This window comes from Trinickia sp. Y13 (genome assembly GCF_029522115.1).
In the GTDB taxonomy this organism is placed as follows: domain Bacteria; phylum Pseudomonadota; class Gammaproteobacteria; order Burkholderiales; family Burkholderiaceae; genus Trinickia.
Window position 1 is genome coordinate 1 of sequence record NZ_JAKWFK010000013.1, and the last position, 11637, is coordinate 11637.

Sequence of the window (11637 nt, forward strand, 5' to 3'; positions counted from 1 at the left end):
GCCGGCTTCCGCGCGCTTGAGCGCGTCCATGATCTGGCTATCCGTGAACTTCGACTTCTTCATTGCGTAGAACTCCCTTTGCTGGAAATTCTACTTCTGATCCCGCTTACTGCAGGGGAGGATTACCCTGGCACTGTCCTCGTTTGAAGCGGCAGCACGCCACCAGAGCTTCACGAGAGCCGCCGATGAGCTCGCGGTGACGCAAAGCGCAATCTGCAGACAAATCGCCTCGTTGGAGGATTTTCTCGGTCTCAAGCTTTTTCGTCGAGATAGACGAGGGGTGGTGCTAACAGAAGCCGGGCTTGCCTACAGCCGCAAAGTGGCCGCTCGCCTCGACGACGTCGAACGCGATACGGTGGAGTTGATGGGCAGAGGCGGTACCGGGGGTACGCTCGAAGTTGCGGTTGTACCTACGTTCGCTACGAAGTGGCTGCTCCCGCGCATGCCGAAGTTCATGTCGGCCCATCCGGACATCACGCTCAACCTCACGACGCGCACGCGTCCGTTTCTGTTCGACGATACAGAGTTCGACGCTGCCTTATACGCGGGACCGGCAACGTGGCCCGGCACGCGAAGCCAGTTCCTGATGCGTGAGAGTTTGATCGCCGTGTGCAGTCCCGATCTCATCGCACCCAGAAAAACGCTGAAAACCTCCGATTGGCCCCGCTATCGTTTGCTGCAGCAAAGCACGCGACCATATGCGTGGCGCGATTGGTTCGCGTCACGCGGCATGCAGGTGGACGGCGACATGTCGGGGCCAAGGTTCGAGCTATTTTCTATGCAGACAGAGGCCGCCATTCAAGGGATGGGTATCGCGCTGATTCCACGCCTGCTGATCGAGGATGAGTTAAGCCGCCGCGTGTTGATTCCAGTCGTACAGCATGAATACCTGAGCGATCGATCGTACTTCCTCATCTATCCTGAGCAGAAATTGGACAGTGCGTCCCTAACAACTCTTCGTAAATGGATTGAGCGGGAGGCACGCAGCTATCGGGAGCCACTGGGCTTGGGGTGACCAGCGGCGCGGTCGGCGACGCGATCCGCCGTGGGCCATCGTAGTCGTGACAAGCGCAGCGATCGAAGTTCGGCGGCGGGGCGCTACCTGTTAGCGCCGATGTAAAAATGCCCCGTCCGTGCCGCATGCTTTTCATAGACAACACGCGTGTAGACGTCCGTACGCTTGAAGAGGAAGTAGTCCAAACGCGTACTGACCAAGCTGTAATTGGCATCACCCTTTCCGCCTGCTTCGCCGTTGCTCACCTGGCGGCTGCTGTTGCGAGCAACTCCGACGGCGGTCAGGTGCTGTCTGTTCACGGAACGGCTTTGATTGGTGACGGATAACGGCGCCCAACCGCATCGCCCGGTGCGTCGGCAAATCCAGGGGACTGGGCCGGACGGTGAGAGTCAGGAATTGCACTTATGTGCGCTTTGAGATCGAACTCGCGATCGGCATGCGCGCATCGGTGAGGGACCAACGCGTCCGACCAACATTCCCTGTATGGCCCGCTTCCGCGCGCACCTCTCGGCTATTCAAGGGTTTAAGAGATTGCCTGAGAATCGGCGAGAACGCGTGAGACTGGCGGAGAGAGGGTGAGACAAATGTCGGCCGGAAACCCGCGCCAGATATGAATTCCATCTTGTCGGGTGTGGCGCACCCACAACTCTACCCACAAACCCGCGCCCCGTTAAGTTCGCATAGCCCGCGTGCCTACGGAATTCTCACGAGCGTTGTCGCAATTGATCTTGACGAGCAGCCCCGGCTCCACGGCGCCTCCGCTACGGCCTACATCCTCTCCGGCACGACCGCGCTGATTTGCAGGGTTCGCGCGCCAACCTGCACCCGCTCCGAGATGAACCCCTACTTGCAGTTAGCCTGACCGCACTTGAAAAAGGATTTCACGGCGCCTGCCGTCTTGTACGGAAAGGTAGTCTCTTCGCCCTCTTGATACCCATCCATTCCCGTCATTGCGCTGTTGTCGACCACGCTTTTATTTTCGACCAGTCGTCCTTGCTCATCCTTGGTGTATGCATATACTTGATAGTACTTTCCATACGTGCCAATGCCACGAGAATTGACATTCCAATGGACAATAGTGAAAATATTTGACTTACCTTTGAGATTCATAAAGAAAATTGAGTCGACATTCGGCGCCCCACCCTCTATCGAGTACTTCGCGAATGTCGTTTTTTGACAGCTGCTTGAATTCTGCCTATAAATTGACACACTTATCGTCTGATCCGTTTCATCTTTTTCGATTGAAACGACAGAATCTTGATATATTTTACCCGCAGAAAACACTCCCGTCGACGGCGACACAGCCGGGCATGCGGCAGATTTCGTCTCGCTCGCATAGGCGATGGAAGCGGATGAAAGAAAAACACAGCACGCAAGGCCACAAAGAAAACGCCTAGTTGGGCTCTTGCGGAAGTCCCAAAAGCGGTGCGACTTTGTTGTATGCAATAAATCTTTCAGCATGTCTATTCTGGCCTCCGTTGATCTGCTGTGTCACTGCGGCAACATCGCCCGTATCTGCCACTGAATTTACGCTTCGAGTCACGACCCAATAGACGAATGCAGATTCCACTCCATACTCGAGATTCGAGAGAAGGAGATCGGGGTTAGCCACAAAATCTTTCTGATCATCTGGAAAACGACGATTGTGCTCTCTATTGAATATTTCGTAGTTAGCCTTGAACGTGGTTTGGATAAGGCCACGCCCCCTGTATTTATAGCCATCACCACTCGTCTCCGGACCGTTGTGGTATCTGTCTGCATAAACAAGGTTAGCCAGATACTCAGGACTGTGCGCATAGCGATCAGGATTGGTCCATAGCGCAGGTCGAAGTTGTCAGAAATTGCATACCACATCATCGTTGACTATATTGAATTTAGCCACATGATTCCCGCGAGGCGGCAATTTACACCCATAAACCTCTTTCATTCTTTTTTCGGAGCAATCCAACCTCTCTTCAATATTCTTGAATCCGCTCTCCGTCGCAACTTGAGAGAGAAAGTGCGCAATTCTTCTCGGCGTTGTTATCCCATACCCCTTCGCGTATTTGTTCAAATACGGCAAGATCTGTCGCGCGCGGACGGACCGTTCGTACGCTTGAGTGAGAAGGGATAAGTCCAACTTTCGACTTTCGTTGGCTGCTCTGGTTGTTGTGACACGCGTAATCCTTTTTCTTTTTTTCTATCTACTCTCATAGATAGCCGATCCGCTACCCGAAGGAGCCACGGGACGGATCGGCCTGTCGCTATTGTATGACGAGAACTGCTTACTGCGTCGAGTCGGGCCGGCAAAGCGGGCCGGGCGGGCCGTCGCCTCGATTTGTCCGGCGCATGAGTCTCAATATTGGCACCCCTGATTCGGGCATATGCGCCGTCAGAGCCCGGCAGATTGTTTTGCTCGCGTGTCGATTCCCCTGTTGTTCGAAATCGCCCGCCCACGCCTCCCAACCATCGCGATGTCGATCGCAACGGTCACGCTCGACAGCATGCAAGTCCCTTCCCGTTCGCAAGGCAATACCCCGCCGCTGTTATGCAACGCCTTCTCGAATGATCCGATCGTTGTCGACAGAGGTACCACCCAACTCTCATTCGGATCAAGAGCCGCCCTACGCTGGTGCCAAGCGCGGCCCTTCTCGCACGGACCTGACTGCTGCGGGGGCAACGCGCCGGGCCCGCGCCGGCCGCGATTGCCTCCCGTAAGTCAATGCAGAACCTTCGCGAGAAAATCTCGAGCGCGACTCGAACGGGGAGTGCCGAAGAAGCTGTCTTTGACGCAGTCCTCAACGATTACGCCTGCATCCATAAACAGAACTCGATCTGCGACCTTTTTGGCGAAGCCCATCTCATGGGTCACGCAGACCATCGTCATCCCCTCTTGTGCGAGCTCGATCATCACGTCCAAGACCTCGTTGATCATCTCGGGATCGAGCGCGGATGTCGGTTCGTCGAACAGGATCGCTGTCGGGTCCATCGATAACGCCCGCGCGATGGCCACCCGCTGCTGCTGCCCACCCGACATCTGCCCCGGATACTTGCTGGCGTGCGATTTCAGCCCCACGCGATCGAGCAGCGCCAATCCCTTCGCATCCGCTTCCTCGCGAGAGCGGCCCAGCACCTTCACCTGGGCCAGCGTCAGGTTCTGCAGCACACTCATGTGCGGGAACAGCTCGAAGTGCTGGAAGACCATTCCGACTCGCGTGCGCAGAGCGGTAAGGTCCGTTTTCGAATGCCCTACGCTCACGCCATCCACGGTGATCGAGCCTTTCTGAAAACTCTCCAATCCGTTGATGGTCTTGATCAGTGTCGATTTCCCAGAACCCGAGGGTCCGCATACAACGACCACCTCGCCCTTCTGAACGACCGTGCTGCAGCCATCCAGCACGCGGTGTTGGCCGTACCACTTCGAAACGTTATTGATGTCGATCATGTCATCTTCCGCGAACTGTATGTTTGCTCGATAGAGAGCAGCGCTTCGTGCGCTGCCTAATGCCGGGTCTGCAACGCAAGCCGCCCTTCCAGGCGACTCTGAACGGCAGACAGCAGCGAACTCAATACCCAGTACAGCGCGGCCGCGCCGAGATACAACGGCAACGGCTGAAACGTCGTTGCGATGACCTCTTGCGCAGAGCGAAGCAACTCCTTCACGGTGATCACGGAAACGAGCGACGTATCCTTGATCAGGCTGATGAGCGTATTGCCCATGGACGGCACCGCAAGGCGCAGCGCCTGCGGGCCCACCACGTAACGCAGCGTTTGAACGTAGGTCAGCCCCAAGCTGTGCGACGCGCTCCATTGCCCGCGAGCAATGCCCAGAATCGCGCCTCGCATGCTCTCTGAAAGATACGCACCGGCATTCAAAGTCAGCGTCAGGATCCCGGCTGTAGTTGGCGACAGCGAAATCCCCACGTCGGGCAAACCGTAGTACACGACGAACATCTGCACCAGGAGCGGCGTGCCCCGCATGACGCTGACATAGGCTTGCGCAAGACGATCCAACGCGCGATTGCCGCCGATTCTCAACACGGCCGTGAAGGCGCCGAGCACGAGCCCGAACGCCATCGCTGCAACCGCGAACTTCACGGTCAATACGACGCCCATCAACAACGTCGGGGCGTAATTCATCACCAAATTGAACTGGTCCATCTCGTCATTCTCCGGCTGGCCACTCGACCTGACTATCGACTAACGCATCAATTGCCGACAGGACGGCTGACATCCACACCGAACCATTTCTTCGAAATCTCGGCCAGCGTGCCGTCGTTTCGCATGGAAGTGAGCGCGTCGTTCACCGCAGCCGAAAACTTCGGATTGCCCTTGCGGAACGGAATGCCGATTTCATCGCTCGTGTTCTTCAACAGAGCGCCCCCACGAATCGGCACGTTCGACGTTTTGATGAGATAAGGCACGAACAACCGGTCGTTCAGATACGCATCGGCGCGACCGCCCACGAGATCGCTGAGCGCTTCAGACATGCCGGGGTAAGTTTGCACGTTGATGTCGGGGACCGATTTGGCCAAGTCCGCGAAGTTCGAACCGAGCGTGACCGCGACGCGCTTACCCTTCAGGTCGTCGAGACTCGGGTACTCGCTCTTGTCGTCCTTGCGCTCCAATACCTGAACCGCCGAGTAAGCATACGGAGGGCTGAAATCAAGCGACTCCCGCCGCTTTTGGGTGATGGTCACTTGATTGATCACGACATCGAACTTACCGGCCTGCAGGCCGCCGATCAGGCCCGACCATTCGCCGGTATAAAAGTCCGGCTTGACACCGAGCTTTGCGGCAAGCGCCCTAGCGACATCAACGTCAAAACCCTGCAAGATCCCGCGCGAATCGCGATAGTCGAACGGAGGATAGGTGCCCTCCATGGCGATCATCAGCGTGCCCCGCGCCTTGATCGTGTCGAGCAGATCTTGCGCATGTGCCCCGAAGGATACGCATGCAGCCGATACCGACAGCGCCGCCACCAAAACGGCCTTTTTAATGTTCATGATTTTGTCTCCAATGTAATAGGAATAAACGCTATGAGTGGGCTTGTCCGCCGCTCACAGTCCCGCCACCACTGCCGTAAGCCTGCGAATCGCCTCGTCCACCGTGGCGCGAGGGCAGCCGAGGTTCACCCGCATATAGCCATGTCCCTCGATGCCGAATTTTTGTCCCTTATCGAGCCAAAGGCGCGCTTGGGTCAGCATAAATTTGTCGAGTGCAACTGCATCCATCCCGAGCGCACGGCAATCCATCCACGCCAGGTATAGGGCGTCCGCCGGTAGCACCTTGATCTTCATCGTCGCCTCGTTCACGGCGTTTCGGAAGTGAGCATGGTTCGAGCGAAGGTAGGTCAGCATCTCCTCGAGCCACGGCTCGCCGTGTGCGTAGGCCGCCTCGGCCGCGACCATCCCGAGCGTGTTCACCAGCGGGAACATGTTTCTGTCGTACTGCCTAAGCAATTCGTCGCGCACACGCCGGTTCGGTATGAACACGTTGGCGCTTTGCAAACCGGGCAGATTGAATGTCTTGCTGGGCGCCGTGCAGGTGATACTGTTTTGCGCGAACTTGTCCCCTAGGGAAGCAAAGGGAATGTGCTTTTTCGCCGGGTTGATGATCAAGTCCTGATGGATCTCGTCAGAAATGACGAGGACGCCATGGCGCAGACAGATCTCGCCCATCGCACACAGCTCGCCCTCGGACCACACGTTGCCCGTCGGATTGTGTGGATGGCTGAGGATGAAGAGTTTCGTGTTGCCACGAATCGCCGCTTCGAAGGTCTGTTCGTTGAAGCGATAGCCTGTCTCGGTACGCTCGAGGGGAGCGAGCGCGAGGTGACGGCCATTCATCAGCACGTCATTGTGGAAGTGGGCGTAGACAGGCGGCTGAATCAGCACCGAGTCGCCAGGCGCGGAGAACGCTTGTACGGCTGTCTTCAATGTGGTGATGATGCCGGACGTCTGCGCCACCCATTCCTTGGACACTTCCCAGCCGAATCGCCTCGCTTGCCAGCTCACAACCGCATTCAGGTAACTATCGGTCGCACCACCGGGATAGCCGAAGATGCCGTGTTCTACCGCTTCATGAAGGGCGTCGATCACGGGCTGGGGGGCACGGAAATCCATGTCCGCGACCCACATGGGCAGCGGTTGCGCTTCGGCCTCGTCGGCCGACAGCAGCGTCTCCGCGATCGCCCATTTCATCGAGTTCGAGTTCTTGCGATCCGTCACCTGGTCGAATACGCAAGCAATGTTGCCGGTAGTGGCGCCTTCATTCATTGCTGCGGAGTATGCGTTCACATTTCCCTCCTGTTCGGTTGGGTGGCACGCGTGGGACGCGGCCTCGAATTTCGGTCAGAATAGCAACGCAATCCCATGAGCAGAAATGGTATGTTTTCATGGATGCATGAGCGGAGATCATAGATGCTAGACCGTCAACAACTTGCCGTCCTGCTGGAGGTCGATCGTTTGGGCAGCGTCACTGCCGCTGCTGAACGGCTTAACGTCACGCAGTCCGCGCTTTCGCACATGGTCCGAAAGATTGAAGAGCAGCACGGCGTCAAGATATGGACAAAGAACGGCCGGGCATTGCGGTTCACGCAAGCCGGGGCGTATTTGCTCGCCTTGGCGCAGCGCGTGTTGCCGCAAATCGATCACGCCGAACGGGTTCTTAGCTATTTCGCCGAGGGCCGGCGTGGGGCACTGCGCGTCGGCATGGAGTGCCATCCTTGCCAAAAGTGGCTGTCGCGGCTGACGCCTTCGTATCTGGCGGCCTGGCCGGACGTCGATTTCGATGTACGGACGGCCTTCCGATTCGACGGCGTCGCAGCGCTTCTCGGCCATGAGATCGACCTGCTCGTCACGCCCGATCCAATCGATTTACCGGAGATCCGATTCACGCCTGTGATCGACTACGAACTGGTTCTCGTCGTGCATGAGAAGCACCCTTTGGCCGCGCGTGCATTTGCGCAACCCCGAGATCTTGTCGGCGAAGAACTGATCACGGTTCCCGTGAGCGAGGAGCGACTCGATATCTACACACGGTTCCTTATCCCCGCTCATTGCAAACCCAAGAATCACCGAACCGCCGAAGCCACCGATCTCATGCTCCAGCTTGTGGCGGCGGAACGTGGAGTTTCCGTCCTGCCCGACTGGCTCGTTCGTGAAGAGGGGGCAGGACTGCCGGTTCGTCCGGTGCGGCTTGGCAAGCGCGGCATCACCAAGAGCATCAACCTGGGCGTTCGCCGCGGGGAGGAGGAAATCGCTTATATCGCCGGGTTCATGGCCATCGCGCGCGAAATGGGGGTCAGTCGGAGGTAATGCAGGCAGAGGGCCAAAGATCGAGATCGGCAGCGTCGCCGCACGCGGTTGGGCGCGGCGACACGCGTTGCTTGAATGCTTACGGCCCGACGGTGCCTTCGACTGCGGAGCAGGTCTTCATATAGAACGTCGCACCCATGCTGCCGGCCGCGATCGCCGGACATGCGCCCTGCGGTGCTCTAACCCAGGTACCGCGGTCATAGGACTGTGCTCCTATCACGACCTCTCCCTCCAGCACCAGCAGTTCGACGCTTTCCGTTGCGTCCGCGTAGGCCACTTCGCTCGCGCCAAGACGGCGGAGGCAAACGTGCTCGGTATCGTTCGAGAACAACGGACAGATTTCCCCATCCTGCCGGCGTTGCCAGGACCTCGGATGAGTCGTATCGATACGCACCACGCCGGTTTCACTCAGCTTCATCTGTCGAAGCTTGACGAAGATGACCGCGCCCTCTCTGCTCGACGGGCGATGGCTCGACCCCGGCGGGTTGCGCAAATACGAGCCTGCCGGATAATCCATACCTTCTTCAGAGAAGGTGCCGGAAAGGACGAAAATCTCCTCTCCCAGCGGATGCTGATGGCGCGGGAAAACGGAACCGGCTGCGTAGCGCACGACGCTCGTTGCTCGCGCTTCTTCGTCGCCCACGCGGTCCAACATCACGCGCTCTACCCCCGCTTGCGGGGAGGCGATCCATTGATACTCGCTCGGCCTAACGACAGCCCAGGCCGAAAAATCTGCGTTCACAAGCATGGGTGTTTCCCCTTGGTTCGCTTGTACAAGCTGCGCCGACGAGACTACAAGATCGCCAGCGATTCCGTCATGTTTTGCCGCATGTAGTCGAGAAACCGCTTCTGGAACAGCATCGTGTGCTCGTGCGCGGCTCTTTCGGCGGCATCGGCATCTTTCCTTGCGATCGCATCGATCAGTTCGTCATGGTCGCGCCCGAGCTTAGGTGTATCGACGTCGCGCACATCGGCCTTGTCGATAATCGGATAGGCATAGGTAGCGAGCGTGTTCTCCCACTGCTGGGCGTACTTCTTGTTTTTCCAACTGCCCTTATGGCGCGCAATATAGTCCACCGCCTGGCTGAACACCAGCCCCCCCGGCGACGCTAGGGCTGCGCGTTCGCGATTGGCCTTCTGCGCATCTATAGGATCAGCGCCATCGGCGACCGAGCTTGCGACAGCGGGCGGCCTCCACACGCGCTTCAGCGAGAGAGATAGCTGAAAGCGGCCCGAGCCCCATCCACCCGGAACGCCGCTCGATCATGTAGCGAAAGATCCAAGACCGAGCGCCGCTCGCCGATATCTGCAAATAGAGCCCACCACCGTCGGGGTAATAGCCCGGCGCGATCTCCCGCGAGATGCGCAAAGCATTGAGGCGATAAAGTTGTTTAGAGTCCATGGCCTACCCACAAACCATGCTGCGATTATGTGGGTAGCCCTGGGAGGCGGCAAGAACATTAAGACCAACAAAACGCCCGTCAGATAAGGCTGAGCGAGATTTGCTGAGAATCGGCGGGACCGCCTGAGAAGCTTGACTGGCGGAGAGAGGGGGATTCGAACCCCCGATAGGCTGTTAACCTATACACGCTTTCCAGGCGTGCGACTTAAACCGCTCATCCATCTCTCCGAGAGCCGAGGATTATAGCAGAGTCTGCAAGTGGTGCGCATGCGCTCGGCACAATCCACACGAAGGCCCGCTCGCCCCTCTACATCGGCCCACTTCGCCCAGCCTCCAAACGGATTCGTCATAGAATCGGACCCGTCCTCGAACACCGCCCCGGGAGTTCCCCATGACGCATTCGATCCAAGGCAACAAACGCTGGCTGGCGCTCATCGTTCTATGTCTCGGCGTGCTCATGATCGTGCTCGACACCACGATCGTCAACGTTGCGTTGCCCTCGATCGCCGCGGACCTCGGCTTCACCGAAACCTCGCTGGTGTGGGTCGTGAACGCCTACATGCTCACCTTCGGCGGTTGCCTGCTGCTTGGCGGACGCCTCGGCGATCTTTACGGCCATCGCAAGCTGTTCCTCGGCGGCATCACGCTCTTCACGCTCGCCTCCCTCGCCTGCGGCCTAGCGAACTCCCAGGCGCTACTGGTCTGCGCCCGCGCCGTCCAGGGCTTGGGCGGCGCCGTCGTCTCCGCCGTTTCGCTCTCGCTCATCATGAATCTGTTCACCGAGACCGGCGAACGCGCCAAAGCGATGGGCGTGTATGGCTTTGTCTGCGCGGGCGGCGGCAGCATCGGCGTATTGCTCGGCGGCTTGCTGACGAACCTGCTCAGCTGGCACTGGATCTTTCTCGTGAACCTGCCCATCGGCATCGCCGTCTACGCACTTTGCATGGCCCTCCTGCCCCAGGCACCCGGCCATGCTCACGGCGAACGGCTCGACGTGGCCGGCGCCGTGACCGTCACGGCTTCGTTGATGCTGGCCGTCTACGCCGTCGTCAACGGCAACAAAGCCGGTTGGACCTCGGTGCAAACGCTCGGCCTCTTGCTCGCGGCGCTCGTGCTCATGGCAGCGTTTCTAACCATCGAAGCCCGCGCGCAGCATCCGTTGATGCCGCTCGCCCTCTTCCGCCTGCGCAACGTCGCAACCGCCAACGTCGCTGGCGTCCTGTGGGCCGCCGCCATGTTCGCGTGGTTCTTCATCTCCGCGTTGTATCTGCAGCGCGTCCTCGGCTATCGCCCCTTGCAAGTCGGCTTGGCGTTCTTGCCGGCCAACCTGATCATGGCGTTGTTTTCGCTCGGCCTGTCGGCGCGCGTGGTGATGCGCTTCGGTCTGCGTCTTCCGCTGGCAGTAGGCCTGCTGGCCGCGGCGTGCGGTCTAGCGCTGTTCGCTCGCGCGCCCGTAGACGGCACCTTCGTATTCGACGTGTTGCCCGGCATGGTCCTGCTCGGCGTCGGCGCAGGCATCGCCTTCAATCCCATGCTGCTCGCCGCCATGAGCGACGTCGATCCGAGCGATTCCGGCCTCGCATCGGGCATCGTCAACACCTCATTCATGATGGGCGGCGCGCTCGGCCTCGCGGTGCTGGCAAGTCTCGCCGCCGCGCGCAGCGACGCGCTGCAGGCCTCGGCAAGCGCAGCGACGGCGCTCAATAGCGGCTATCACGTTGCGTTTTGGTTCGGGGCTCTCTTTGCTGCCGCAGCAGGCGCGATTGGCGGCTCGCTGCTGCGGCCGGGTCGACCCAGCGGCGCCGGCATGCAATCGGCCGCGGACCACGACAGCGCAACGCCAACCGGCCCCGCACCGACTAACCGAAAAGAAGCCACGAGGGAACACTACTGACCTGACCGCTCTGGGCACGCGCGGCCTC

General features: G+C 58.9%; 11 protein-coding genes and 1 tRNA gene. 3 read left to right on the plus strand and 9 right to left on the minus strand.

Annotated features, from left to right (window positions below):
- The first annotated feature begins 109 nt into the window (after nt 1-109).
- Complete coding sequence (locus MMB74_RS20680; protein WP_277430663.1) at nt 110-1015, plus strand: LysR substrate-binding domain-containing protein; 906 nt, start codon at nt 110-112, stop codon at nt 1013-1015.
- Between the two features lie 843 nt (nt 1016-1858).
- Here MMB74_RS20680 and MMB74_RS20685 read toward each other — a convergent pair.
- The 5 genes from MMB74_RS20685 to MMB74_RS20705 form a co-directional block, all read right to left on the minus strand.
- Nucleotides 1859-2476 carry a hypothetical protein gene (locus MMB74_RS20685; RefSeq protein WP_277430526.1) on the minus strand — a complete coding sequence of 206 codons (618 nt, stop codon included), beginning with the start codon at nt 2474-2476 and terminating at the stop codon, nt 1859-1861.
- Between the two features lie 1237 nt (nt 2477-3713).
- Nucleotides 3714-4439 carry an amino acid ABC transporter ATP-binding protein gene (locus MMB74_RS20690; RefSeq protein WP_277430527.1) on the minus strand — a complete coding sequence of 242 codons (726 nt, stop codon included), beginning with the start codon at nt 4437-4439 and terminating at the stop codon, nt 3714-3716.
- Nucleotides 4440-4495: 56 nt separating this feature from the next.
- Nucleotides 4496-5155: an amino acid ABC transporter permease gene (locus MMB74_RS20695; RefSeq protein WP_277430528.1), complete on the minus strand. Its 660-nt coding sequence runs from the start codon at nt 5153-5155 to the stop codon at nt 4496-4498.
- A gap of 47 nt (nt 5156-5202) precedes the next feature.
- The gene (locus MMB74_RS20700; RefSeq protein WP_277430529.1) at nt 5203-6000 is read right to left on the minus strand and encodes a transporter substrate-binding domain-containing protein; all 798 of its coding nucleotides are present in this window, start codon (nt 5998-6000) and stop codon (nt 5203-5205) included.
- Between the two features lie 54 nt (nt 6001-6054).
- Nucleotides 6055-7272: a MalY/PatB family protein gene (locus MMB74_RS20705; RefSeq protein WP_277430664.1), complete on the minus strand. Its 1218-nt coding sequence runs from the start codon at nt 7270-7272 to the stop codon at nt 6055-6057.
- A gap of 144 nt (nt 7273-7416) precedes the next feature.
- On the opposite strand from MMB74_RS20705, the gene MMB74_RS20710 reads away from it, so the two are divergent.
- Nucleotides 7417-8313, plus strand: a complete 897-nt coding sequence (locus MMB74_RS20710) for a LysR family transcriptional regulator (RefSeq protein WP_277430530.1) — start codon at nt 7417-7419, stop codon at nt 8311-8313.
- Between the two features lie 79 nt (nt 8314-8392).
- Here the strand turns inward: MMB74_RS20710 and MMB74_RS20715 are convergent, their stop codons facing one another.
- From MMB74_RS20715 to MMB74_RS20730, 4 genes are all read right to left on the minus strand, one after another.
- Nucleotides 8393-9061, minus strand: coding sequence for a cupin domain-containing protein (locus MMB74_RS20715; protein ID WP_277430531.1), 669 nt, complete (start codon nt 9059-9061; stop codon nt 8393-8395).
- A 44-nt stretch (nt 9062-9105) separates the two neighbouring features.
- Complete coding sequence (locus MMB74_RS20720) at nt 9106-9405, minus strand: FCD domain-containing protein (RefSeq protein ID WP_277430532.1); 300 nt, start codon at nt 9403-9405, stop codon at nt 9106-9108.
- A 61-nt stretch (nt 9406-9466) separates the two neighbouring features.
- On the minus strand, nt 9467-9715 hold the full coding sequence (locus tag MMB74_RS20725; protein WP_277430533.1) for an Arm DNA-binding domain-containing protein: 249 nt from the start codon (nt 9713-9715) through the stop codon (nt 9467-9469).
- A 137-nt stretch (nt 9716-9852) separates the two neighbouring features.
- Nucleotides 9853-9943 (minus strand) — tRNA-Ser (locus MMB74_RS20730).
- Between the two features lie 163 nt (nt 9944-10106).
- Between MMB74_RS20730 and MMB74_RS20735 the strand changes: the two genes are divergently transcribed.
- The gene (locus tag MMB74_RS20735) at nt 10107-11609 is read left to right on the plus strand and encodes a DHA2 family efflux MFS transporter permease subunit (protein ID WP_277430534.1); all 1503 of its coding nucleotides are present in this window, start codon (nt 10107-10109) and stop codon (nt 11607-11609) included.
- Nucleotides 11610-11637 lie beyond the last annotated feature (28 nt).